This window comes from [Clostridium] colinum (assembly GCF_940677205.1).
GTDB lineage: Bacteria > Bacillota > Clostridia > Lachnospirales > CAG-274 > Tyzzerella > Tyzzerella colina.
The window spans coordinates 493,173-518,129 of the sequence record NZ_OW712331.1 but is presented as its reverse complement, the minus strand read 5'-3'; the positions used below and the strand labels follow the sequence as shown (position 1 = coordinate 518,129).

The window sequence follows — 24,957 nt, the reverse complement described above, 5'->3', positions numbered from 1 at the left end:
ATATTTTAGAACTTACTTACAAAACTTATATAAATAATGGAGGTGTAAATTTGGCTGTAAGAAATGCAAAATTAAAAGTTATCCCTCTTGGTGGTCTTCAAGAGATAGGTAAAAATATAACAGCTTTTGAAATTAATGATGAAATAATTGTTGTAGATTGTGGCGTATCTTTCCCAGAAGATGATATGCTTGGTATAGACCTTGTTATACCTGATTTTTCTTACCTTATAAAAAATAGAGAAAAAGTAAAAGGTGTTGTTTTAACCCACGGACACGAAGACCACATAGGGGCATTACCTTATTTTTTAAAAGAACTTAATGTACCTATATATGGTACTAAACTTACAATAGGATTAGTAGAAAATAAATTAAAAGAACATAATATATTAAAAAAAGTAAATAGAGTATGTGTATCTGCTGGAGATACTATTAAGCTTGGCAATAGCTTTAAAGTAGAATTTATTAGTACAACTCATAGTATCGCCGATTCTTGTGCATTAGCTATTACAACGCCTGCTGGTGTTGTTGTGCATTCTGGAGATTTTAAGATAGATTACACACCTATACAAGGTGAATCTATAGACCTTCAACGCTTTGCTCAAATTGGAAAAAAAGGTGTTTTACTTTTTATGTGTGAAAGTACAAACGTTGAGCTAAAGGGCTTTACAATGAGTGAACGTAGTGTTGGTGTTATATTTGAAGAAATATTTGCCGAATCTTTAGACCAAAGAATTATGGTTGCAACATTTTCTTCCAACATACACCGTATACAACAAGTTATAAACTGTGCTATTAAATATAAACGAAAAGTTGCTATCATTGGCCGTAGTATGAACAATGTTGTAAAAACAGCTTGTGACCTTGGTTATTTAGATGCTCCTAAAAAAATATTTATAGATGCTAGTAGTATAAAAAATTATACAGATGATAAACTTGTTATAATTATGACTGGTAGCCAAGGTGAAACAATGTCTGCCCTTTCAAGAATATCTCAAAACGACCATAAACAAGTAGAAATAAAACCACGAGATAAAGTTATTATTAGTGCCTCCCCTATCCCTGGCAATGAAAAAAATGTTTATCGCGTTATAAATGAGCTACTTAAAAAAGGTGCTGATGTTATATACGAAGGTTTAAAAGATGTACACGTTTCTGGTCACGCTAGACAAGAAGAAATAAAAGTTTTACACGCACTTATTAAACCTAAATATTTTATGCCAATACACGGAGAATATAAACATCTTAGAACACATGCTAAACTTGCTGTTGAGCTTGGTATGGATAGAAAAAATGTATTTGTTTTAGAAACTGGCGAAGTGTTAGAAGTTGGTCGTGATAGTGGTAAAATAGTAGGGTCTGTTCCATCTGGTCAAGTATTGGTTGATGGACTAGGTGTTGGTGATGTTGGTAATATAGTTTTAAGAGATAGAAAACACCTTTCACAAGATGGTCTTATGATAGTTGTTGTATCTATGGATAGAGAAAATGGTAGTTTATTATCTGGTCCAGATATTATATCTCGTGGTTTCGTTTATGTTAGAGAATCTGAAAATTTAATATCTGATGCTAAAAGTGTTGTTAGAGATGCCCTTTTAGATTGTGAAGGCAATAAAATTGTTGAATGGGCTTATATTAAAACTTTAATAAAAGAAACTTTAAGAGAGTTTTTATGGCAAAAAACAAAACGAAATCCTATGATTTTACCTATTATTATGGAAATATAATAAATAAATACATTTCCCCTAATATTATTAAATTTAATATTAGGGGAAAACTTTTTTACTTTACAATAATTATTAAACATTTAAATTTTTATAATTATTTATGATTAGTTTAAAATTCTTCTTTACTATTGCTCATACTGTAATAAATATGTATAAAACATAATAATAGTTTACTTTAAATATATGTAATTTATAATAAATATATTTTTTTATCTATTTAAACAAATAAAAAATAATTAATATTTCTTTTTATTAGTATAAAAATCAAAAAATATATACATCTACTCATAAATGTATCAATATATTCTTTTATATCATTTTGATTTATTTCTACATTATCTCCATAATATTCTCTACACCACATATTTATACTTCAAATTTGTATTATTTCAAATATTATTACTCTTTAAACATCTTATAAATTGTAATATGTTCAAATATTGGTATTATTTATACTAATATTTGTATATAGTATTTACAAGCTTTAATATTTTATTATTTTAACTATTTTATTTTGATATATCATTATTAATATTTTATCTATATTTGTTTTTATCTTCCAATATATTTCTTCTCCTCTATATTTTGGTGTAAATACTACATAATATTTACATCTTCATTTAAATATAATAAAGTATTTATATATTTCATGATAAAACCTCCTATAATTTTATTTTTGGCTGCTAGACAGACTTTATTTTTTCATAGAAGTTTTTACCTTTCTATAAAAATTTTTACCTATCACTAAGCTATACTGGTGGTTTATCTCAAATATCCTATGAGAATAAATATAAAAATATATAGTATAAAAATAATATATTTTTATATTAAATTTAATTAAACATATGTACTATATAGTTTATAAAATAATTAAAATTAAAATAAGCATTACATTTTAAAATCTTAATTTTATTATTATAACCTTCAGTAAAACTATTCGTGTAAGAAAAATGAAAATAATTAATTATTTCATTATAGAAATTAGAAAAAGTTTTGGAATAATGGTTAAATTTTAGTATAATATAAGAAGTAGCATAATGTATCCAATTTTTAAATAAATTTATCATACCTTTAATATTTTCTTTGTAAAATATTAAAAAAGATGCTTTTTTTTAATGTATATTTAATATAATAAATACTAATGTTAATCATATTATTAACTTAAATTTTTTTGTTTATCAGTTAAATATTTATATTTTTTAGTTAAAAGTTATTTTTTGAAAAATAAAAAATATCTTTAACTACTTATTATCTATAATCTTAAATATTATTTGTTTTATCCCAATATTTATTATAAATACTTAATTTTAAAAAAGGTATGATTTTTATATCATACCTTTTTATACTTATTTTATTGATTTTGGGTTATTATAACTATTGAGAAAGAACATATATATTTAATATTCTATTCAAAAGTTGCAACAATATCTTCTCCAACTTTTGCATCAAATCCTGTTTTAAAATTTATATTTTTTGCATTACCCTCGCCTGTTACAACCAACATACTTGTTGTGCTATACCCTGCTTGCTTAATTTTTTCTGGATCAAAAGTAATAAGAGTTTGACCTGCTTTTACTTTATCACCTATTTCTACTAAACATTCAAAGCCATCGCCTTTCATATTTACAGTGTCTATACCTATATGAAGAATCATTTCCATACCATTATCAAGTTTTAAAGCACAAGCATGTTTAGAATCTTTCATAACTAAAGCTATTTCACCATCTGCCGGAGCTACAACTTTATTATCTGTTGGTATAATACCTATACCATCTCCCATACTTTTACTAGCAAATGCTTCATCTTCTACTTCTGTAATAGGTACAACTTTACCACTTAAAAATGCTTTTAAATCTTTATTTTTGTTTTTCTTAAAAAATGAAAACATACTTATACCTCCACATTTGTTACTTGAATTATTTCTCTAAAAAATCCATAATACTTTCAACTGTAGTTTTAGATAAAACTTCATTTGCATAGTTTTTAGCATCTTCAAAAGATGTTTCTAAAATTTGTTTTTTAACATTATTTATTTCAGATGCCGACATAGAAAATTCATCTAGCCCTAGACCTAATAATATTTTAGCCGCACGTGCATCACTTGCAAATTCTCCACACATACCAACTTTAATATTTTCTTTATGACCTGCTTCAATAACTTTTTTAATACTTTGTAAAACAACTGGGTGGAAAGAATTATACATATTAGATATTCTTTTATTTCCTCGGTCTACAACAAGCATATATTGAGTTAAATCATTAGTACCAATGCTAAAGAAATCTACATATTTTGCAAATTCATCTGCTAAAATGACTGAAGCTGGTGTTTCTATCATCATACCTACTTCTATTTTTTCATCAAATTGAATGTTTGCACTTCTAAGCTCTTCTTTACATTCTTCTAATATTTTATTAGCTTCTATCACTTCTTCAATTGAAATAATCATAGGATACATTATTCTTACATATCCAAAAGCACTAGCTCTTAATATAGCTTTTAATTGAGCTTTAAATACATCTTTAAGTTCTAATGAAATACGTATAGCTCTCCAACCTAAAAATGGATTTTCTTCAAAATCAAATTTATAATATGGTAAAGATTTATCTCCACCAATATCTAAAGTACGTATAGTAACTTCTTTTCCTCCACATAAAATAGCTGCCTCTTTATAAATCTCAAATTGTTCATCTTCTGTTGGAAAATGAGTATTTTCCATATAAACGCATTCACTTCTAAAAAGACCTATACCATCTATATTATGTTTAACTGCCATTTGTATGTCTAATATATTACCTACATTAGCACATAATTGTACTTCTCTACCATCTGTCGTAACAGCTTTAAGATTTTCAAGTTTTTTAAGCATTTCTTCTGCTTTTTTAAATTCTTCTTCTAGATTTTTATATTCTTCAAGCTCACTATCTTCTGGATTTATAATAATATTACCTTTAGATGCATCCATAGCAATAATATCATTATCTTTAACAGAGTCCATTATACCATTAACACCTACTAAAGCCGGTAAACCTAAGTTTCTTGCAATAATAGATACGTGGCTTGTAACTCCACCAAGTTCTGTAATAAAACCTTTTACTAAATTAAGGTCTATAAGAGCTGTGTCAGAAGGTGTTAAATCTTCAGCTATTAAAATGACTTCTTCTTTTATATTTTCAAAAGGATTTATATTAACACCTTTTAATTTAGACATAATTCTACTGCCGACATCTTTAACATCAGCAGATCTTTCTTTCATATATTCATCATCCATCATTTTAAATATATTAGAAATTTCTTCTATTGCATTAGAAACAGCAATTTGAACATTTTGACATTCATCTTTTATTTTACTCATTACAGAATCATATAATGTGATATCTTCTACAATCATATTATGGCCTGCAAATATTTCAGAATCTTTTGCTAAATTAGCTATTTCTTCTTTAGCTTCATTTAAAGACTTTTCAAATTTACTTATTTCGTCTTCTTTATTAGTTACATTATAATTTTCTGGTGTTAAATCTGCCTTTTTTATTATATATGACTTACCTATAACGATACCTTTAGAAGATGTCTTTTCAACGAATAATTTTTTTGACATATTTGCACCTCTTACTCGCCTAAACCACTTTCTACTGCATCAACTAATAATTTTAAATCTTCTGCTTCGTTAGCACCATCACATTTGATAGTAATACTATCTCCAAATTTAATAGCTGCAGCCATAATATTTAAAACACTTTTAGCATTTATGTCTTTGCCATTATGAACAATTTTTACATCTGATGTACATTTTGTAGCTAATTTAGCAAACTCTCCTGCTGGACGCATATGTAAACCTACTTTATTTTTTATAGTAATAGTTTTTTCTACCATAGTTTTATTCTCCTTTTAAATATATAATATTTTAAAAAAATAAACATCAATAATATTATAAATTTTGTATAAAATTAAAAATATTATACCTAAATACTATTATGATATATAAAAATAATGTCTATTTTTTATGATAAATAAACACAAACATTAATATTTTAATAAAAAAATTATATCTCTATTTTATAAAAAAGTCAACCACTTTAATATTTTTAACAGTAAAATAGTTATTTTATACAAATATACGTATATATTTTAGTATATTTTACACAACTTTTTATATATACTATATATAAATATTTTTGTTTAATTTTAATAAATATTAAAATATATTTTTAATTATTTTTATTAATATATTATAGATAAAATTTAACAAAAATACTAAATATATTCAAATAATACTTTATCTTTCAGTATTATTTTTTAAATTAATGAACAAAATAATACTATAATAAATGTATAAATTCAAGGAGGATTTTATATATGAAAAGAAAAAAATTATTATCTATTAGTTTATTTTTAATTGGATTACTTTCAACTGGATGTAATAATTCCAATAATAATGATAATTCAGAAAATACTACAATGGTAGAAAATACTACTGGTTCTAATGTTTCAAATAATATTAACGGCGTTTTTGACGGATATAGATATAATACAGATGATTATAATATTGAATCTAATACTTATGATAAAAATTATTATAATGGATATGAAAAAACTAATAATTCTTCTAACAATCGATTTGGACCTGGTATGAAAGGTGCAGAAAATATAAAAGGAAACGAAAATAAAACTACTAAACAAAAAATATCTTCAGATATTAAAAATATATATAATAAAGAAAAGAATATGTACGAAGATATAAAAAATAGTATAAAAAATTAAAATATTTAATTTAACAAAACTAGATCCTATAATAAATTTTATAGTAAAAAAATAAAGTTTAAAAAAATTATAATAAAATTAAAATAAAAAAAGAGCATATTTAATAAAATATAATAAAATAAATTTTAACCAAAATATATAAGGTTAAAAATATGCTCTTTTATAATATTATAACAAAACTTATAAATATTTATAATATTTTAGTAAAAATGTTAAAATTAATAAAAATTTTTACTTAATTTCCATTGAATTAAAAATAAAATTTAATATTTGCTCATTATTATAATAACAAAATAAATATTATTTACAATTATATACAATAAGTAGTTAAAAATATTTCTTGTTTTTACTAAAAATACTTCATTTATTATTAATAAAATATATTAATGGTATTTTTTAATAAAGTTTTTTAAATAATTATTTTTTGTTTGAATATTATTGTATATATCATGTATATTTTAACTATTATTGTAAAATTATATTAAAATTAATAGTCTTATCGTTTTATTAATATGCTTATTTTTAACAAAATTAATTACTCTAACACATATTATGATCTATTTTACATAATAAAAATTATAATTTTTTTATCTTATTATTTTAAAATTTATAAAAAATCTTTTTGAGGTATTTAAACAATAAAATAATAAATATATAATCAAATTATTTAAAGATTAAATACATTAACTATATATCTTATATCATGTCTAAGTACAAAACTTTTCTAATTGCAATATTTAAATAATTAGTTCTTTTAATTTTTCAGTTTTAGAAATCCTATAATACATAGATTTAATTAATTTTAATATAAAAATATATGTTTTTTATATTAAATTTTTTAATTTATTTTGAGTTACCCCAATTATTAACAAATATAAATATTAAATAAAACTACTCGTTAAACGAGTCATTTACTCAAGTTATATAAGGTATATTTTCTTGTTATAATCATTTAAAGAGGAAATGAATTGTCTTACAATTACATGCTATATCTTGCCTATCACTAAAATAACTATTTTTTCATACTTATTTTGAATACATATAAATATTTCAATATATTCTTTCAAACTTATTTTATCATTTGATATATATTCTTCTAATTGATTTTTTATGTATTATTTTATTAGATTTTGTTTTCTAGTTACTATATCTACATAATATACTCTACACCAAAAATATCTATTCCCATACTTATACTTTAAATTTATATGTCTATCAAATGTCATTAAGCTACTTTTACTTTTTAAATATCCCATAAATTGCGAGCCACTTAAATGTGGTGGTATTTCTACTAACATATGTATATGGTCTTTACAAGCTTCTGCCTCTATTATTTTAACCCCTTTCCTTTCACACAGCATTCTTAATATTTTTCCTATATCTGCTTTTATCTTTCCATATATTTCTTGTCTTCTATATTTTGGTGCAAATACTATATGATATTTATATCTATATTTAGAATGTGATAAACTATTTATGTCTTTCATCACAAAACCTCCTATGATTTTATTTTTTATTGCCATACCAACTTTATTCTATCATAGGAGGTTTTTACTTTTCTATAAGAGTTTTTACCTACCACCAGCATAGCTGGTGGTTTAATCAAGCCTATTCGGTGACAATAAAAAAGGTTAAAGACAAAGTCTTTAACCTTTATATATATTCTAGTTTATAATTATTCTATAATAGAAACAACAGCACCAGAACCAACAGTTCTACCACCTTCACGGATAGCAAAACGTAAACCTTCTTCCATAGCGATTGGAGAGATAAGTTCAATAGTCATTTCGATGTTGTCGCCAGGCATACACATTTCTGTACCTTCTGGAAGGTTAATAACACCTGTAACGTCAGTTGTTCTAAAGTAGAATTGTGGTCTATAGTTATTGAAGAATGGTTTATGACGTCCACCTTCATCAGCTTTTAATACGTAAACTTGAGCAGTAAATTTAGTGTGAGGAGTGATTGAACCTGGTTTACATAATACTTGACCTCTTTCAATCTCATCTCTTTGAACACCACGAAGAAGTGCACCAATGTTATCACCAGCTTCAGCAGTATCAAGAAGTTTACGGAACATTTCGATACCAGTAACAACTACTTTACGAGATTCTTCTACAAGACCAACGATTTCAACTTCGTCAGAAACGTTAAGAGTACCTCTTTCTACTCTACCAGTAGCAACAGTACCACGACCTGTAATAGAGAATACGTCTTCTACAGGCATAAGGAATGGTTTATCAGAATCTCTTTCTGGGTTAGGGATATATTCGTCAATTGTTTCGAATAATTTAATGATGCAATCGCCCCACTCACCAGATGTATCTTGAAGAGCTTGGAAAGCAGAACCTCTAATAACTGGAGAATCTTCAAATCCTTGTTCTGCTAAAAGGTCAGTGATTTCCATTTCAACTAATTCTAATAATTCTTCATCATCAACCATATCACATTTGTTCATAAATACAACGATTTTAGGAACACCTACTTGGCGAGAAAGAAGGATATGCTCTCTTGTTTGAGCCATAGGACCATCAGTAGCAGCAACAACAAGGATTGCACCGTCCATTTGAGCAGCACCAGTGATCATGTTTTTAACGTAGTCAGCATGTCCTGGACAGTCCACGTGAGCATAGTGTCTGTTAGGAGTTTCATATTCTACGTGAGTAGTAGAGATAGTGATACCTCTTTCTTTTTCTTCTGGAGCTTTATCGATTTTATCAAAATCAACTGCGCTACCTAATTGATATCTATCTGCTAAAGTTTTAGTAATAGCAGCTGTTAAAGTAGTTTTGCCGTGGTCAACGTGACCGATAGTACCAATATTAACGTGTGGTTTATTTCTTTCAAATTTTGCCTTAGCCATTAAAATTTTCCTCCTTAAAATAGAAAATATAAAATTTATAATGTTTATACTTATTATAGTGAATATTTGTAAAAAATGCAAGTATTTATTACATTTTTTACAAATAAATTCAAGATAATAAGTTTTAAATTTATTTTTTTAATAAAAATCTTTTTATAAATCTTACTCTTGAGCTCTTCCAGCAGCAACTTTTTCTTGAATACTTTTTGGAACTGCCTCATAATGATGTACTTCCATAGTGTAAGTACCACGACCTTGTGTTTTAGAACGAAGGTCTGTAGAATAACCAAACATTTCTGCAAGAGGAACAAAACCGTGAACAACTTGCATACCATTTAATGGTTCCATACCTTCAATTCTACCACGACGGCTATTCATATCACCAATAACCTCACCAGTATAATCTTCTGGTACAGTAACATCAACTTTCATAATAGGCTCAAGTAAAGCTGGGTCAGATTTTTTCATAGCATCTTTAAATGCCATAGAACCTGCTATTTTAAATGCCATCTCAGATGAGTCTACCTCGTGGTAAGAACCGTCATAACATACTGCTCTTAAACCAACAACTGGATAACCACCTATAATACCAGATTGCATAGCTTCTTGGATACCTTTGTCAACAGCTGGTATATATTCTTTAGGAATAGCACCACCAACGATTTCGTTAACAAACTCGTAAGTTTTACCTTCGTTAGCATCCATAACTTCAAATCTAATTTTACAATGTCCATATTGACCTTTACCACCAGATTGTCTAGCGTATTTACTTTCAACATCAACATCTTTTCTAAATGCTTCACGGTAAGCAACTTGTGGAGCACCAACATTAGCTTCTACTTTAAATTCTCTTAAAAGACGGTCTACGATAATTTCAAGATGAAGCTCACCCATACCAGCGATAATAGTATCACCTGTTTCTTGGTTTGTGTAAGTTTTAAATGTTGGGTCTTCTTCTGCAAGTTTAGCAAGAGCTATACCCATTTTATCTCTACCTTCTTTAGTTTTAGGCTCGATAGCAACAGATATAACTGGCTCTGGGAAGTTCATAGACTCAAGTATTACTTCATTGTTTTCATCACAAAGAGTATCACCAGTAGTAGTAAGTTTTAAACCTACTGCTGCTGCAATATCACCTGCATAAACTTTGTCTATCTCTTCACGAGAGTTTGCGTGCATTTGAAGAATACGTCCAATACGTTCTTTTTTACCTTTAACAGAGTTATAAACATAAGAACCAGACTCTAACACACCAGAGTAAACTCTAAAGAATGCAAGTTTACCAACAAATGGGTCATTCATAATTTTGAAAGCTAAAGCTGCAAAAGGTTCATCATCTGAAGAAATTCTTTCAATTTCATTTTCTTCATCTCCTGGTATATGACCTTTAATAGCAGGTATATCTGTAGGAGCTGGCATATATTCTAATACACCATCAAGAAGTTTTTGAACACCTTTATTTCTGTAAGCAGAACCACAGAAAACAGGAACAGCTTTACAAGCTATACAAGCTTCACGAAGACCTTTTTTAAGTTCTTCTATAGTAAATGCTTCTTCGCCTTCTTCAAAATATTTATCCATAAGCTCATCTGATGTTTCTGCAATAGATTCAATCATTTGAGTTCTATATTCATTAGCTTTATCTAACATATCGGCTGGGATATCTTCTACAGAGATATCTGTACCTTGTTTATCTTTGTAGATATAAGCTTTCATTTCCATAAGGTCAATGATACCTACGAAATCATCTTCTGCACCAATAGGAAGTTGAACAGGAACAGCATTAGCTTTAAGTCTGTCTTTTATCATAGAAACAACGTTATAGAAATCTGCCCCCATAATATCCATTTTGTTTACAAAAGCCATACGAGGTACGTTGTATCTATCTGCTTGTCTCCAAACAGTTTCTGATTGAGGCTCAACCCCACCTTTAGCACAGAATACACCAACAGAACCATCAAGAACACGAAGAGAACGTTCTACCTCAACAGTAAAGTCAACGTGTCCTGGTGTATCGATAATGTTGATACGGTGCATAGGACCATTACCAATGCTCCATTTAGTAGTCGTAGCAGCAGAAGTAATAGTAATACCTCTTTCCTGTTCTTGCTCCATCCAGTCCATAGTTGCAGTACCTTCGTGAGTATCGCCTATTTTATAGTTACGTCCTGTGTAAAATAAAATACGCTCAGTAAGAGTAGTTTTACCAGCATCAATATGGGCCATAATCCCAATATTTCTTGTTAATTCAAGCGGGCATGCTCTAGACACACTTATTCCTCCTTTTTTTTAAATTTATATATATAAAATCTGTAATTTTTTTAATTTTATTCTTAAAAGATATATTACCATTTGTAATGAGAGAAAGCTTTGTTTGCTTCTGCCATTTTATGAGTTTCTTCTTTTTTCTTAATAGCACCACCAGTATTATTGATAGCGTCCATTATTTCACCTGCAAGACGAGCTTCCATAGTTTTCTCGCCTCTTTTTCTACTATACATAGTTAACCAACGAAGACCTAAAGTTTGTCTTCTTTCTGGTCTAATTTCAATAGGTACTTGATAAGTAGCACCACCAACACGGCGAGCTTTAACCTCAAGAACAGGCATAATATTATTAAGAGCTTGCTCAAATCCTTCTAAACCAGAATTACCAGTTTTTTCTTCAACTATAGCAAATGCACCATAAACTATTTTTTGAGCAATACCTTTTTTTCCATCAAGCATAATAGAATTTATAAGTTTAGTAACTACTTTACTTTTATACATTGGATCTGGTAGTACTTCTCTTTTCGAAACATGACCTTTACGTGGCACGATTCTTCCCTCCTTAATCAATTATATTAATTCAACGGTACTTGACATTAAAAATGCCATTTCATGCCTATGCACAACCAAATACCATAAACAGAGTATTTAAAGTACAAGGCATTTTAAATATATATTAGCTAAAATTATTTTTTAGCTTTAGCACGTTTAGCGCCATATTTAGAACGAGCTTGCTTTCTATCAGCAACCCCAGCAGTATCAAGAGTACCTCTTATAATATGGTAACGAACCCCAGGTACGTCTTTTACTCTACCACCTCTAATAAGAACAACGCTATGCTCTTGTAAATTGTGTCCTTCACCTGGAATGTAAGCTGTAACTTCTATACCATTAGAAAGTCTAACCCTAGCGATTTTTCTAAGAGCTGAGTTAGGTTTTTTAGGTGTAGCTGTTTTAACAGATGTACAAACTCCTCTTTTTTGTGGAGAACTCATGTTAGTTTGCTTTTTTCTAAGAGAGTTTAACCCTTTTTGTAAAGCAGGAGCAGTAGATTTTTCAATTTTTGTTTGTCTACCTTTTCTAACTAACTGATTAAATGTTGGCATTAATTGCACCTCCCTGTAAATTTTAAATACTTCTGTGTTGTAAGTAGTTAATAATACATAAACACATTTATAAATTTTATCATTAAATACCAAAAAAGTCAATATTTTAGAGTAAATTTTTTTAAATTACAAAATTTTATTCTATAAATTAATTTTTATAATTCTTTAACAAAATGTAATCTTAATAATCTTACAAAATTAAAAAGTACAAATCCTATTATAGCTGTTGTAATATATATTTGTATGCCTTCTAACTGTTTAAATATACTGGCTATACTTTCATATCCAGTATTATTTAAATAAAATACCATTTTCTGAGTAGCTACTGTTCCTATTGCCATTGGGAAAGTAAGTCCTGCAAAAGCTGGCGTAAATGCATAAGAAAAAAACTTAGGCAACCTAACTAATACATAAAGTAATGATAATAAGACACAAATATATAATATCCATACTAAAACTATATTAAGATTTTTTATTATATTAATATATGAAACTATACAAAGACTACAAGGCCCTAATAATATTGCTGTACCATGTTGCATAGTATCTTTTATTTCAAATTTTAATAAACGCCAAACCATAACAGGTAATATTAAAAAATATATTAAAATACCATAATAAACAATAAATGTTAAAAATTTATCAGCTTGCATATTATCACCAACTACACTACTAACCATTATTCCATTATAGGTAACAAACCAAGTTGGCAAAAATGTATTTATATCTCTTGATTTTATAAAATGTAAATAAGTAAATAAAAAAATGTGTATACTATGAAAAACAATTGCTATAATCCATATAGTTTTACCCAAAAAAGTAGAATAGTCATAAAAATATGAGCCTATAACCATAGATACCATACATATTCCAGGATATAAACTACATGTAACAGGGTTTTTATACTCTTCTTTTATTACTGTTGGATGCATAATTATTTTTGTTATATATGATAGCACTACTAAAATAGCAAAAAATACAGTTAAATGTCTTATAAAGCTAAATCCCAACCCATTATACACATTAGATAATGTACACGCCCCCAACATACATGGTACTACTGGTAATGGTATATGTTTTGTTTTATCAATTATTCTTCTAATTTTAATCAAAACCTTTCTTAAATATGTTAAACATATTTTATATTATTATTAAAAAGCCCATTTTTTAATCAAAGTAAAAACAAATTTATAATTTAAAACTATAAATAAATCAATTAATATTAATAAAAACTAATATACAAAAAGTATATTAGTTTTTATTAATATTATACTAACTTTTTAGTGCATTTCTTTTGTCTTTAATACCTTTTATAATAATTTCTCTTGCTTTTATTGCATCTTCTTTTTTAAGAGCTGGCATATCTTTTAAAGGATATTCTATACCAAGGTTTTTATATTTAACCTCACCCATCTCATGATAAGGTAAAACATCTAGTGCTTTAACATTTTTTAGTTCACCTATAAAAAGTCCTAATTTATATAAATATTCTTCATTAAAAGTATATCCATCTACAACAACATGTCTAATCCAAACAGGTTGTTGTTTATCACTTAAATATTTAGCAAACTCTAAAATATGAGTATTAGGAACAGAACATAATTTCTTATGTTGTTCATTATCTATATGCTTTATATCCAAGAGAATTAAATCTGTAAAAGATAATAATTTTTCCATTTTATCTATTATTTTTTTATTATCTTGGTCAAAAATAATTCCAGAAGTATCTAAACAAGTATGAATATTTTTAGCTTTAGCTTTTTCAAAAAGTTCTGTTATAAAGTCTATCTGTAGAAGGGGCTCACCGCCTGTAACGGTAAGCCCTCCATCTTTATAATAACTTTTTGTTAAATCATACAGAGCTAATATTTCTTCTGACGTCATTTTTTTACCTTTGCCAACTTCCCACGTATCTGGGTTATGACAATATAGGCAACGTAGTGGACAACCTTGTGTAAAAACAACAAATCTTACACCAGGACCATCTACTGTACCAAAACTTTCTGTAGAATGAATATAGCCCTCCATAATTACATTGCTTTATGGAATGTTCTGTTAATTACATCATCTTGTTGTTCTTTAGTAAGTTTATTAAAGTTTACTGCATAACCAGATACACGAATTGTTAATTGTGGATATTTTTCTGGATGTGCTTGTGCATCTAATAATGTTTCTTTTGTAAATACGTTTACATTAAGGTGATGTCCACCTTGTTCTGCATATCCATCTAACATTGCTACTAAATTATCTACTTGTTGGTTGTTTATATTTGTCATAATAAATTCCTCCTATTATTTATATATTATTTTTATTTGTTTTAGCCCATATTGGGCCAAAACTATATATGATAAAATTATTAATTAATTATTATCATCAATTCCTTCAAAAAGAGTAGGCACTTTACAAGCCATATTACCTGATGAACAATCTAGACTATTAGCCATATCAACTTTTTTAGAAGTAACATTATCATCATTTACTTCAATATTAATATGCCCAACATTTTCGCTAGTAAACCCATCAAGCATAGAAATTATATCATCTATTCTTTTATCATTATTCAAAATATCACCTTCTTAGGCTAATTATTTATCAAGCTCTACTTCTAAATCTCCTACAAACACTTGATCTTCTTTACCAAGAGCACCAGGTATTATAGAAAATGTATTAGATATACCATCTTGTGCGTCCATAAATGGTAATTTTGCAACAGAAGCTAAACTTGCAACAGCTCCGTGATTATCACGACCGTGCATTGGATTAGCACCAGGAGCAAAAGGCTCACCTGCTTTTCTACCACAAGGTGTAGACCCAGTAGCTTTACCATAAACAACGTTTGAAGTAATAGTTAATATAGATGTAGTAGGTATACCATTTCTATAAGTTTGATTCATTCTTATATATTCCATAAATGTATGAACAAGCTCAACTGCTATACTATCTACTCTATCATCATTGTTACCATATTTAGGGAAATCACCTTCAACTTCATAATCTACAGCAATTCCATTTTCATCTCTAATAGCTTTAACTTTAGCATATTTAATAGCCGATAATGAATCTGCAACAACAGAAAGACCAGCTATACCTGTTGCAAACCAACGAGTAACATGTCTATCATGTAAAGCCATTTGAAGTCTTTCATAACAATATTTATCATGCATATAATGTATAACATTTAATGTGTTTACATAAACACCTGCAAGCCATTTCATCATATCTTTATATCTTGGCATAACTTCATCATATGTTAAATATTCATCTGTAATAGGTCTAAATTTTGGACCAATTTGTACTTTTTTAACTTCATCAACACCACCGTTGATAGCATAAAGTAAACATTTAGCAAGGTTGGCACGAGCTCCAAAAAATTGCATCTCTTTACCAACTTTCATAGATGATACACAACAAGCAATAGCATAATCATCACCGTGTGTAACTCTCATAATATCATCATTTTCATATTGAATAGAAGATGATGTAATAGAAGTTTTTGCACAGAATCTTTTAAAGCCTTCTGGTAATTTTACAGACCAAAGAACAGTTAAGTTTGGCTCTGGAGCAGTTCCTAAGTTATTAAGAGTGTGTAAATATCTAAAAGACATTTTTGTAACAAGTGGTCTACCATCTATACCAACACCTGCGATAGATTCTGTTACCCAAGTAGGGTCTCCTGAGAATAATTGATTATATTCTGGTGTACGAGCAAATTTTACAAGTCTTAATTTCATAATAAAGTGGTCAACAAATTCTTGAATTTGCTCTTCAGTATATCTACCCTCTTTTAAATCTCTTTCTGCATATATATCAATAAACGTAGATGTACGACCAAGAGACATAGCAGCACCATTTTGTTCTTTAATAGCTGCTAAATAGCCAAGATACATCCATTGTATAGCTTCTTTAACATCATTTGCTGGTCTTGAAATATCAAAACCATATATTTCACCTAATTTTTTAAGCTCTCCAAGTGCTCTAATTTGTTCTGATAATTCTTCTCTATCACGAATAATGTCAGAAGTCATTATATCACCTGTAGAACGTTTTTGTTCTAATTTATCTTCTATAAGTCTATCAACACCATATAAAGCAACTCTTCTATAATCACCTATTATACGGCCACGTCCATAAGCATCTGGTAAACCAGTTATTATTTTGCTTGAACGGCAAGCTTTCATTTCATCTGTATAAGCATCAAAAACTCCTGCATTATGAGTTTTTCTATGAGTAGTGAAAAACTCGCTAATTTCTGGGTCTACTGTATATCCATATGCTGCACAAGAGCTTTCTGCCATTCTTATACCACCATAAGGTTGTAAAGAACGTTTAAAAGGTTTTTCTGTTTGGAAACCTACAATAGTTTCTTTATCTTTGTCTAAATAACCTGCGCTGTGAGATGTTATTGTAGATACAACTTTTGTATCCATATCTAAAACACCGCCAACTTCACGTTCTTGTTTAGTAAGCTCCATAACTTGAGCCCAAAGTTCTGTTGTATTTTTAGTAGGACCTGCTAAAAAGCTATCGTCTCCTTCATATGGTGTGTAATTTTTTTGTATAAAGTCTCTTACATTAATTTCTTTTTGCCAGCTACCACCAACAAAATCTTTCCATTCAGTGTTCATTAATCATTCACCCCTAAAATAACAATATTAAAGTTAAAATTAATTTAAAGTATATTAAATTAATATACTTTCCTTTTCATTTAACATTATATAATATATTTCTATATAAATCAAGATGCTTATTAATTAATTTAGTTAAATTTTTTTACTTATTTTTTTATGATTTTTTAGCATATTTAACAATATTTTTAATACTATATGTTATAGCTTATAAGTCCTATATTTAAACTAAATAAGTTTAATTAAAATATAATATCTTAAATATTTTGTAACCAAATTAATTATATTTAATATATTATTATTAGGACAACCAATGTCCTTAATTTATAACTTAAAAGGAGAATTTTTATGGGTTTAAATCTTTCAAACAAATTAATAGATAAAGATAATATTTTATGTAACGAAACATTTTTTGTAACACTTGCCCTTTCAGCCTCACCAGATATACAAAGTAATCCAACAGACATAGCTCTTGTTTTAGATAGATCTGGTAGTATGACTGGTTTACCGCTAGAAGAAGTTAAGATTGGTGCTAAAACTTTTATTGACATTATTGAAGAAGCTACAGATGGTACTCCAGATGGTAATATAGGTAGTGGTAGTAGAATTGGTATTGTAAGTTTTTCTACTGATGCAACAAAAGATGTTCCTCTTTCAACAGATGTATCTACTTTAAAAACAGCTATAGATGATTTAGTAGCTGGAGGAAATACAAATCATTCTAGTGCATTTAAAAAAGCAATGGAATTATTTGACCCTTCATCAAATAATGCTAAAGTTATAGTAATGTTTACAGATGGAAAAACAACTGTTGGGCCAAATCCTTCGATAGATGCCGCCCTTGCAAGAAGCTTAGGTATAACTATTTATTGTATAGGTCTTAATGGTTCTGGTGGTATAGATATAACTACATTAAATGATTGGGCCACTGACCCAGATAACACACATGTTTATATAGCCCCTACTCCTGATGATCTAGAAGAAATATTTAAAACACTTGCTGCAAATATATCTAAAGTTGGTGCAACAAATATTGTTATAGATGAAGTATTAAATTCTAATTTTAATATAGTAGAAATTCTTACACCTAATATAGGAAATGCAAGTTTAATAAATAATACTACATTAAAATGGACAATTAATGAGCTTGGTAAAACATCTAATGAAGGTGCCTCTTTAAGCTTTAAAGTAAAATATATAGGAGATTCATCTGGTATTTTTAATGTAAATGAGTCTATACAATATCAAGATAATGAAGGTAATATAGCTAATTTTGGAAATCCAGAAATTACAATCGATTGTACAAAAACAGTTATTGTAGACCCTTGTCCAGAACCAAAAAATATAGTTTTTGAAAATTGTGAAAATTATTTAGAGTATGATTTAGGAGATTATGCTTTAGACCATTTAGGACGTATATTAGAATTAAGTCTTACTATTAAAAATGTTTGTCCCAATAAAAAAGTCGCTCTAGCAATTACTGTAAATGAAATAGATGATAATAATACAGAAAATAAAAAAGCTATGAAAATAATTTCTGTACCAATCCATAATAGTAATGCATGCGAAGATATAAGACTTACAAATATAAAATTTGTTTTACCTGAAGAAGACAACCTTATATGTAAAGAACGAAAATTTGCAATAAGAGTTATTGGTAACTATATTGATGATAATCCTATTTGTTAATTTTTTTATTGACAATAATTATAAATAATGTTATCATATGTAAAAAAATGTTATTTTATGTAGATTTTTGTCGTTTTATGTAAAATAACTTTTATAATACTTAAGAGGTGATAAAATGAAATCAACTGGAATAGTTAGACACATAGATGAACTAGGAAGAATAGTTTTACCTAAAGAACTTAGAAACAAATTTAACTTACGTTATAGAGATGGTTTAGAAATTTTTATTAAAGATGACTTTATAATTTTAAAAAAATGTGAATCTACAGATATTTTTAATGGCGATGCAAAAGATTTAATTGAATATGAAGGTAAAAAAGTTTCCATACAGTCTCTCAAAAATTTAATTGAAATCGCTAAAAAAAATGGTTATAATATATAATAAATTTACTACTTGATTATTAGTTATGCTATAAAGATAAATATTATATTAAAAATAGGTTATTTTATAACCTATTTTTAATATATGTATTAATTTCTAACCAATTAGGATAAAAATCTAATATATTTAATATTCTCCAAAATGATTTTTCATCTTTTATTAATTCTAAGCTTAATATGTCGTTAATCATTATATATTTTAATATATCATTAGGTACATATAACTTAATTTTTTTATTAGTATATATATTGTTCATTATCAAATAATTATCAAACCACTTTGTATATACTAAAAAAATTCCATTTTTATAATTTTCTTTATTTTTTAAATAACTTTTTTTATAATTATTGAAATCTACTATTTTATTATTAGAAAAACACTTACTTGATTTATAATTTTTTATATAATTACATCTATTTATTTCATTTAATATAATTTTTTCATCTAGCTCTATATCTATATCTAAAAAATTATTAAAAAACTTTACTATTTCATCTACTCTATCTTTTTGATTATAAAATAAATAAACATTTATTAAATCATTAAAGTTTTCAAACTTTTTATAATTATTAATAAAAAATTTATAAAAAGACATATATATGTTTTTTTCATCTTCATTTAAATATTTTACCCTTTTTAAATTACATAAAACATTAAATATATCTCTATTCATAATTTATCACCTACTATGTTAAAATATTTACATAATAAATGATATTTATACTATTAATAAAATATTACTTATTTATAATTTTTTTATATGTTGTATTATAGTATATAAAGCATACAATAAATCCCATTATAAATCCACCTATATGCCCTGCATTATCGATATTAACGCTACTAAAACTTGCTAATATACCTATAACACAAAATATACCTATTGTATAATAATCTAATCCATCTAACTTTATTTTTTCTTTTATAGAAAAGTATAAAGTTGCACTTTCTAATGCAAATATAGCACCACTAGCACCTATAGAATAAGTTTTTGTAAATATAATACTAAATATTCCACTAGATATTCCACCTATAAAAAATATTAACAAAAAGGCTTTCTTACCTAAATATTTTTCTATTCTTGTACCAAATATATATAAGCTTAAAAGATTTGATAAAAGATGCATTATTCCAGAATGTAAAAACAAAAATGTTATAAGCCTATAAAACTCCCTATTTTTAAATAAATTCGGTGATATTCCGTAACTATATATAATAGCATCTTTATCAATTGACATATTTGTAAGCATATATGATAGCATAATAATAAAAATAGTTGCGTATGTAAGATAGCTATTTTTAGATATAACATAGTTATTTTTTTTTAATTTTATCCCTTTAAAATCATTTTTTAAAGAGCTATTAATATATTTTTCTATATCTAAAAATTTAGTTGGTTGGTTTGATTTTTTTATCATTTTTTTATTTAATAAATCTACGCCCCATAATATGCTTATAATTTTATTATCTAAGTTTAACTCATAGTCTAAAAAATTAATATCTTGTTTTGAAAAATTTTCTCCTATTAATATTTTTATAATAAATATTTTTGATAAATTATAATTTTTTAAAATAATTTTACTATATTCTTCTACAGTATTAAAACATTCTTTATAATTTTCATCATTTGATATAGGTACAATTAAATATCCATTAGTTCCTATAGTTTTAAAATAAATATCTTTATTAAAAATAATATTTTCTATTTTAAAAAAGTCATTATTTAACAGACAGTCATTAAAGTTTGACAAAAATTTTAAATTCATTATTGTTTCCTCTTAAATATTAAAATGTAAAATTTTCTATGTTTGTATTTTATAACAATATTTGTAATATGTAAAGGCAAATTATACCTGGTATACCTAAAATACCAGCAAAAATGCCTGTAAAAATATTTATATTTAAATGTAATCCATTAGATTTTAGTAGTATATTAAATATATAAATAAATAATACACCCAATAAAAAATTAAATAAAATATTTATAGCATACTTATTATATAAGATTAACACTAAAACAAGTATGCCTATCATCATATAAATAATTGCATTAGATGTCATACCACCCTCCTATGATGCTGGAAATTTTTGTAATATTTGTGGAAAGTTTATTACTATCCCTTTTTCTTTACTAAGTTTTAAAAAATAATCATATTTTTTTTGCAAAGACATTATTTCATATATTATACTATCTATTAACGTATCATCATTAGCAAAGTTTAAACATAGCTCTGCATACTGTAATTTAACTTTAGTATCTTCTAAAAAATATATAATCTCTGTTGCTTCACTATCTAAAGAATTTGTAGATTTTAATAAATTTTTTCCTTTTTTTAACAATAATAAATTTTCCATTTGTACCCTCCATAAACTATCTAATAAAACTTATCTATGACTTTAGTATTAATATAGTCAAATTTTTACTTATTTATTCTAAAAAATAACAATTAGTTGACTAAATAATAACAATTGTTTAAAATAATTTATATGCACTCTTAGCTTAAAAGGATAGAGCTTTTGGCTCCGGACCAAAAGATATGGGTTCGATTCCCATAGAGTGCATCTTTATCAAATAAATATTTAAACTATAAATTATGTTAAAAATAACCATATTATTGTATTTATTTATAAAATAATTTATGTATCTATAATATATTAAATTATTTTTGTATATTTTTAATATAAATTATTAAATAAAAATTTAACAATAATAATTATTAAAAATCGTTTATTTTTATTTAATTCTTATTGTTGAATAATTCCTTGTAATATAGTATAATATAAATATACATATAATTAATTATTATTTGGAGGAATATTAATATGGAAAAAATTATTGTTGTTGGTGCTAACCACGCTGGTACTGCTTGTATAAATACAATACTTGATAATTATAAAGACAAAGAAGTTGTAGTATTTGATGCTAATAGTAATATAAGCTTTTTAGGTTGTGGTATGGCTCTTTGGATTGGTAAACAAATAGCTGGTCCAGAAGGTTTATTTTACTCTAACAAAGAAATATTAACTGGCAAAGGCGCTAAAATCTATATGGAAACAAAAGTTGACTGTATAGATTATGCTAATAAAAAGGTTTGTGCAACAGACAAAAATGGAAATAAAATAGAAGAAACTTATGATAAAATTATTTTAGCTACTGGGTCTTTACCTATCACTCCAAAAATTGAAGGTATGGAACTTAATAATGTGCAATTTGTTAAATTATATCAAAATGCTGCTGAAGTTATAGAAAAATTAAAAGACGATAGCATAAAACACGTTACAGTTGTTGGTGCTGGTTATATTGGTGTTGAGCTTGCTGAAGCATTTAAAAGAAATGGTAGAGATATAACTTTAATTGATTGTGCAAGCACTTGTCTTTCTGGATACTATGACCAAGACTTTACAGATATGATGACAGAAAATTTAAAACAAAATGGCGTACAAGTTGTATTTGATGAAATGGTTAAAAAAATAGTAGGTAAAGACAAAGTAGAAGGTATCGTTACAGATAAAAATGAATATAAAACAGATATGGTTATTCTCTGTATTGGGTTTAGACCAAACAATGAACTTGGTAAAGATGATTTACAATTATTTAAAAATGGTGCATATGTTGTTAACAAAAGACAAGAAACTAGCATAAAAGATGTTTATGCTATTGGAGATTGTGCTACTGTTTATGATAACTCTATCAAAGATACAAACTATATAGCTCTTGCTACAAATGCTGTACGTTCTGGTGTTGTAGCAGCCCATAATGCTTGTGGTACAGATATTCAAAGCATTGGTGTTCAAGGGTCTAATGGTATAAGCATTTGGGGTCTTAATATGGTATCTACTGGTCTTACATTAGAAAAAGCTAAAGCAAATGGATTTGATGCTATCACAACTGAATTTGAAGATTTACAAAAACCTGCATTTATAGAACATAACAATGAAAAAGTTAAATTAAGAATAGTTTATGATAAAAATACAAGAGTAATTTTAGGTGCTCAAATGGCTTCTAGAGAAGATATATCTATGGGTATCCATATGTTCTCTTTAGCTATACAAGAAGGAGTAACTATTGATAAATTAAAATTATTAGATATTTTTTTCTTACCACACTTTAACCAACCTTACAACTATATTACTATGGCTGCATTAACAGCTAAATAATATATAATAAACTAATAAAGGCTAAAGATAATCTTTAGCCTTTATTTTTAAATAAATATTTTAAAAAATATAATAAATTTTTATTATTTAAGTTTTTTTCTATTGTTTTTATATTCCCACCAAGGATATAAATTTTCTTTATCTACTATGTAACTTTTTTTAGCAAGCTCTGCTAAAGGCTCGTCTGAAAAAGAATCTGAATAAAACTCTCTTATTATTGTATTAGGTCTTTCTTTATTAAGCCTTACTACCTTTTCTTCACCATAACAATTAAGCCCTGTATATTTACCTGTTTTTTTATCTACTTTAGATGCTATTAAATGTTCTATTCCTATCTTTTTACATATAGGAGCTAACAAAAATTCTGGAGAAGCCGATATTATAATATCTGTTTTTTCTTGTTTATCATAATACCAACTTTTTATATTTTTTATATTTATATCCCAAAATTTTTCTACTTCTCTATCAATGTTCTTAACTATTTTAAAACAACTATAAAATTTTTCTTTAAATTTTGTTTTTTCCATAATTCCTAAAGAAAATGGTATAAAGTAAATAAATTGTTTAGGCAAATATATTACTATTTGAGGTTGTCTCTTTAATAAATATAAGTAAAATTTTTGTGTACTATCTCCATTAAATATTGTTTTATCAAAATCGTAAACATTTACTTCCATAACATTACTAAAACTAAATCTGTATAGATTTTAGTTCTTTTCCTTCTATATTTTTTATAATAAATTTTTTATCTTCATAAATCATATAACTATTTTCTTGATTTTCTTTTGGCATAGATATAGACCCTGGATTTATGTATAAACCTTTTTCAAGTTTTTCTATTATATTAATATGTGTATGTCCATGTATTAATATATCGTTATCTCCTATATTAGGCATATTATCTTTATTATATATATGTCCATGTGTTAAAAATAAATTTATTCCATCTACATTTATTATATTATAATCTGAAATAATAGGAAACTCTAAAACCATTTGGTCTACTTCCGAATCACAATTTCCTCTAACACATATAATTTTTTCTTTAAATGTGTTTAATGTTTTAAATACTTCTTGTGGGTTATAATGTTTAGGTAAAGGATTTCTTGGACCGTGATATAATATATCCCCTAATAAAACTATTTTATCTGGCTTTTCTTTACATATAATATTTTTTAAAACATTACAATAAAACTTTGAACCGTGTAAATCTGATGCAAATAATATTTTCAATTTATATTCCTTCTTTCATTTTTAATATAATAATAAAAATTAATAAATTTAAATTATTTTCGAACAAATGTTTGATTTTTTTGTGATTTTATGCTATTATATTACTATAAATTACAAATTATTACTTATTAGGAGGTTATTTTTATGA

Annotated in this window: 25 protein-coding genes, 1 tRNA gene and 1 pseudogene; 6 read left to right on the top strand and 21 right to left on the bottom strand. The window is 26.4% G+C overall.

What is annotated here, in order from left to right; all coding sequences use genetic code 11:
* Nucleotides 1–50 precede the first annotated feature (50 nt).
* Nucleotides 51–1,724, top strand: coding sequence for a ribonuclease J (locus tag NBW53_RS02595; protein ID WP_250278564.1), 1,674 nt, complete (start codon nucleotides 51–53; stop codon nucleotides 1,722–1,724).
* Between the two features lie 217 nt (nucleotides 1,725–1,941).
* Here NBW53_RS02595 and NBW53_RS02590 read toward each other — a convergent pair whose 3' ends face one another.
* The 5 genes from NBW53_RS02590 to NBW53_RS02575 form a co-directional block, all read right to left on the bottom strand.
* On the bottom strand, nucleotides 1,942–2,088 hold the full coding sequence (locus tag NBW53_RS02590; protein ID WP_250278563.1) for a hypothetical protein: 147 nt from the start codon (nucleotides 2,086–2,088) through the stop codon (nucleotides 1,942–1,944).
* A gap of 469 nt (nucleotides 2,089–2,557) precedes the next feature.
* Nucleotides 2,558–2,791: a transposase gene (locus tag NBW53_RS10145; RefSeq protein WP_408647020.1), complete on the bottom strand. Its 234-nt coding sequence runs from the start codon at nucleotides 2,789–2,791 to the stop codon at nucleotides 2,558–2,560.
* A 338-nt stretch (nucleotides 2,792–3,129) separates the two neighbouring features.
* Nucleotides 3,130–3,612, bottom strand: a complete 483-nt coding sequence (locus NBW53_RS02585) for a PTS sugar transporter subunit IIA (RefSeq protein ID WP_250278562.1) — start codon at nucleotides 3,610–3,612, stop codon at nucleotides 3,130–3,132.
* 28 nt (nucleotides 3,613–3,640) lie between these two features.
* Nucleotides 3,641–5,323 (bottom strand): phosphoenolpyruvate--protein phosphotransferase, encoded by a 1,683-nt coding sequence (gene ptsP / locus NBW53_RS02580; RefSeq protein ID WP_250278561.1) that lies wholly within the window; start codon nucleotides 5,321–5,323, stop codon nucleotides 3,641–3,643.
* 11 nt (nucleotides 5,324–5,334) lie between these two features.
* Entirely contained in the window at nucleotides 5,335–5,598 is a 264-nt protein-coding gene (locus tag NBW53_RS02575) for an HPr family phosphocarrier protein (protein WP_250278560.1), read from the bottom strand.
* Between the two features lie 483 nt (nucleotides 5,599–6,081).
* On the opposite strand from NBW53_RS02575, the gene NBW53_RS02570 reads away from it, so the two are divergent.
* A complete protein-coding gene (locus NBW53_RS02570) occupies nucleotides 6,082–6,486 on the top strand; it encodes a hypothetical protein (protein WP_250278559.1) in 405 nt (134 codons plus the stop codon).
* Nucleotides 6,487–7,472: 986 nt separating this feature from the next.
* Here the strand turns inward: NBW53_RS02570 and tnpA are convergent.
* The 10 genes and pseudogenes from tnpA to pflB form a co-directional block, all read right to left on the bottom strand.
* Nucleotides 7,473–7,973: pseudogene (tnpA, locus tag NBW53_RS02565) on the bottom strand (IS200/IS605 family transposase).
* A gap of 188 nt (nucleotides 7,974–8,161) precedes the next feature.
* On the bottom strand, nucleotides 8,162–9,349 hold the full coding sequence (gene tuf, locus NBW53_RS02560; protein WP_250278558.1) for an elongation factor Tu: 1,188 nt from the start codon (nucleotides 9,347–9,349) through the stop codon (nucleotides 8,162–8,164).
* A gap of 162 nt (nucleotides 9,350–9,511) precedes the next feature.
* Nucleotides 9,512–11,575: an elongation factor G gene (fusA, locus tag NBW53_RS02555; RefSeq protein ID WP_250278994.1), complete on the bottom strand. Its 2,064-nt coding sequence runs from the start codon at nucleotides 11,573–11,575 to the stop codon at nucleotides 9,512–9,514.
* Nucleotides 11,576–11,694: 119 nt separating this feature from the next.
* Entirely contained in the window at nucleotides 11,695–12,165 is a 471-nt protein-coding gene (rpsG, locus tag NBW53_RS02550; protein WP_250278557.1) for a 30S ribosomal protein S7, read from the bottom strand.
* 137 nt (nucleotides 12,166–12,302) lie between these two features.
* Nucleotides 12,303–12,722: a 30S ribosomal protein S12 gene (rpsL, locus tag NBW53_RS02545; protein ID WP_250278556.1), complete on the bottom strand. Its 420-nt coding sequence runs from the start codon at nucleotides 12,720–12,722 to the stop codon at nucleotides 12,303–12,305.
* Nucleotides 12,723–12,877: 155 nt separating this feature from the next.
* Nucleotides 12,878–13,834 (bottom strand): TDT family transporter, encoded by a 957-nt coding sequence (locus NBW53_RS02540; protein ID WP_250278555.1) that lies wholly within the window; start codon nucleotides 13,832–13,834, stop codon nucleotides 12,878–12,880.
* Between the two features lie 160 nt (nucleotides 13,835–13,994).
* Entirely contained in the window at nucleotides 13,995–14,750 is a 756-nt protein-coding gene (gene pflA, locus NBW53_RS02535) for a pyruvate formate-lyase-activating protein (protein WP_250278554.1), read from the bottom strand.
* Between the two features lie 2 nt (nucleotides 14,751–14,752).
* The gene (gene grcA3, locus NBW53_RS02530; protein WP_250278553.1) at nucleotides 14,753–14,998 is read right to left on the bottom strand and encodes an autonomous glycyl radical cofactor GrcA3; all 246 of its coding nucleotides are present in this window, start codon (nucleotides 14,996–14,998) and stop codon (nucleotides 14,753–14,755) included.
* 84 nt (nucleotides 14,999–15,082) lie between these two features.
* Nucleotides 15,083–15,286 carry a hypothetical protein gene (locus tag NBW53_RS02525; protein WP_250278552.1) on the bottom strand — a complete coding sequence of 68 codons (204 nt, stop codon included), beginning with the start codon at nucleotides 15,284–15,286 and terminating at the stop codon, nucleotides 15,083–15,085.
* 21 nt (nucleotides 15,287–15,307) lie between these two features.
* Nucleotides 15,308–17,347: a formate C-acetyltransferase gene (gene pflB, locus NBW53_RS02520; protein ID WP_250278551.1), complete on the bottom strand. Its 2,040-nt coding sequence runs from the start codon at nucleotides 17,345–17,347 to the stop codon at nucleotides 15,308–15,310.
* A 348-nt stretch (nucleotides 17,348–17,695) separates the two neighbouring features.
* Here pflB and NBW53_RS02515 point away from each other — a divergent pair, with 348 nt between their 5' ends.
* On the top strand, nucleotides 17,696–19,036 hold the full coding sequence (locus NBW53_RS02515; RefSeq protein ID WP_250278550.1) for a vWA domain-containing protein: 1,341 nt from the start codon (nucleotides 17,696–17,698) through the stop codon (nucleotides 19,034–19,036).
* A 115-nt stretch (nucleotides 19,037–19,151) separates the two neighbouring features.
* Nucleotides 19,152–19,418, top strand: a complete 267-nt coding sequence (locus tag NBW53_RS02510; protein ID WP_250278549.1) for an AbrB/MazE/SpoVT family DNA-binding domain-containing protein — start codon at nucleotides 19,152–19,154, stop codon at nucleotides 19,416–19,418.
* A 64-nt stretch (nucleotides 19,419–19,482) separates the two neighbouring features.
* Here the strand turns inward: NBW53_RS02510 and NBW53_RS02505 are convergent, their stop codons facing one another.
* From NBW53_RS02505 to NBW53_RS02490, 4 genes are all read right to left on the bottom strand, one after another.
* Nucleotides 19,483–20,091: a hypothetical protein gene (locus tag NBW53_RS02505; protein ID WP_250278548.1), complete on the bottom strand. Its 609-nt coding sequence runs from the start codon at nucleotides 20,089–20,091 to the stop codon at nucleotides 19,483–19,485.
* A gap of 64 nt (nucleotides 20,092–20,155) precedes the next feature.
* A complete protein-coding gene (locus NBW53_RS02500; RefSeq protein WP_250278547.1) occupies nucleotides 20,156–21,184 on the bottom strand; it encodes a rhomboid family intramembrane serine protease in 1,029 nt (342 codons plus the stop codon).
* A 49-nt stretch (nucleotides 21,185–21,233) separates the two neighbouring features.
* Nucleotides 21,234–21,479: a pro-sigmaK processing inhibitor BofA family protein gene (locus NBW53_RS02495; protein WP_250278546.1), complete on the bottom strand. Its 246-nt coding sequence runs from the start codon at nucleotides 21,477–21,479 to the stop codon at nucleotides 21,234–21,236.
* Between the two features lie 9 nt (nucleotides 21,480–21,488).
* Nucleotides 21,489–21,773 (bottom strand): DUF2508 family protein, encoded by a 285-nt coding sequence (locus NBW53_RS02490; protein WP_250278545.1) that lies wholly within the window; start codon nucleotides 21,771–21,773, stop codon nucleotides 21,489–21,491.
* 134 nt (nucleotides 21,774–21,907) lie between these two features.
* Here NBW53_RS02490 and NBW53_RS02485 point away from each other — a divergent pair.
* Nucleotides 21,908–21,980 (top strand) — tRNA-Arg (locus NBW53_RS02485).
* A gap of 261 nt (nucleotides 21,981–22,241) precedes the next feature.
* A complete protein-coding gene (gene nox, locus NBW53_RS02480) occupies nucleotides 22,242–23,576 on the top strand; it encodes a H2O-forming NADH oxidase (RefSeq protein WP_250278544.1) in 1,335 nt (444 codons plus the stop codon).
* A gap of 83 nt (nucleotides 23,577–23,659) precedes the next feature.
* On the opposite strand, the gene NBW53_RS02475 is transcribed toward nox, so the two are convergent.
* Nucleotides 23,660–24,253, bottom strand: coding sequence for an HAD-IB family phosphatase (locus NBW53_RS02475; RefSeq protein WP_250278543.1), 594 nt, complete (start codon nucleotides 24,251–24,253; stop codon nucleotides 23,660–23,662).
* Between the two features lie 13 nt (nucleotides 24,254–24,266).
* Nucleotides 24,267–24,809, bottom strand: a complete 543-nt coding sequence (yfcE, locus tag NBW53_RS02470; RefSeq protein ID WP_250278542.1) for a phosphodiesterase — start codon at nucleotides 24,807–24,809, stop codon at nucleotides 24,267–24,269.
* Nucleotides 24,810–24,957 lie beyond the last annotated feature (148 nt).

Excerpts from the sequence above, each read along its gene's own strand:
- NBW53_RS02590 (WP_250278563.1), bottom strand. The coding sequence starts at position 2,088 with ATGTGGTGTAGAGAATATTATGGAGATAATGTAGAAATAAATCAAAAT.
- NBW53_RS10145 (WP_408647020.1), bottom strand. The coding sequence starts at position 2,791 with ATGATAAATTTATTTAAAAATTGGATACATTATGCTACTTCTTATATT.
- NBW53_RS02585 (WP_250278562.1), bottom strand. The coding sequence starts at position 3,612 with ATGTTTTCATTTTTTAAGAAAAACAAAAATAAAGATTTAAAAGCATTT.
- ptsP (WP_250278561.1), bottom strand. The coding sequence starts at position 5,323 with ATGTCAAAAAAATTATTCGTTGAAAAGACATCTTCTAAAGGTATCGTT.
- NBW53_RS02575 (WP_250278560.1), bottom strand. The coding sequence starts at position 5,598 with ATGGTAGAAAAAACTATTACTATAAAAAATAAAGTAGGTTTACATATG.
- NBW53_RS02570 (WP_250278559.1), top strand. The coding sequence starts at position 6,082 with ATGAAAAGAAAAAAATTATTATCTATTAGTTTATTTTTAATTGGATTA.
- tuf (WP_250278558.1), bottom strand. The coding sequence starts at position 9,349 with ATGGCTAAGGCAAAATTTGAAAGAAATAAACCACACGTTAATATTGGT.
- fusA (WP_250278994.1), bottom strand. The coding sequence starts at position 11,575 with ATGGCCCATATTGATGCTGGTAAAACTACTCTTACTGAGCGTATTTTA.
- rpsL (WP_250278556.1), bottom strand. The coding sequence starts at position 12,722 with ATGCCAACATTTAATCAGTTAGTTAGAAAAGGTAGACAAACAAAAATT.
- pflA (WP_250278554.1), bottom strand. The coding sequence starts at position 14,750 with ATGGAGGGCTATATTCATTCTACAGAAAGTTTTGGTACAGTAGATGGT.
- grcA3 (WP_250278553.1), bottom strand. The coding sequence starts at position 14,998 with ATGACAAATATAAACAACCAACAAGTAGATAATTTAGTAGCAATGTTA.
- pflB (WP_250278551.1), bottom strand. The coding sequence starts at position 17,347 with ATGAACACTGAATGGAAAGATTTTGTTGGTGGTAGCTGGCAAAAAGAA.
- NBW53_RS02515 (WP_250278550.1), top strand. The coding sequence starts at position 17,696 with ATGGGTTTAAATCTTTCAAACAAATTAATAGATAAAGATAATATTTTA.
- NBW53_RS02510 (WP_250278549.1), top strand. The coding sequence starts at position 19,152 with ATGAAATCAACTGGAATAGTTAGACACATAGATGAACTAGGAAGAATA.
- NBW53_RS02505 (WP_250278548.1), bottom strand. The coding sequence starts at position 20,091 with ATGAATAGAGATATATTTAATGTTTTATGTAATTTAAAAAGGGTAAAA.
- NBW53_RS02500 (WP_250278547.1), bottom strand. The coding sequence starts at position 21,184 with ATGAATTTAAAATTTTTGTCAAACTTTAATGACTGTCTGTTAAATAAT.
- NBW53_RS02495 (WP_250278546.1), bottom strand. The coding sequence starts at position 21,479 with ATGACATCTAATGCAATTATTTATATGATGATAGGCATACTTGTTTTA.
- NBW53_RS02490 (WP_250278545.1), bottom strand. The coding sequence starts at position 21,773 with ATGGAAAATTTATTATTGTTAAAAAAAGGAAAAAATTTATTAAAATCT.
- nox (WP_250278544.1), top strand. The coding sequence starts at position 22,242 with ATGGAAAAAATTATTGTTGTTGGTGCTAACCACGCTGGTACTGCTTGT.
- NBW53_RS02475 (WP_250278543.1), bottom strand. The coding sequence starts at position 24,253 with ATGGAAGTAAATGTTTACGATTTTGATAAAACAATATTTAATGGAGAT.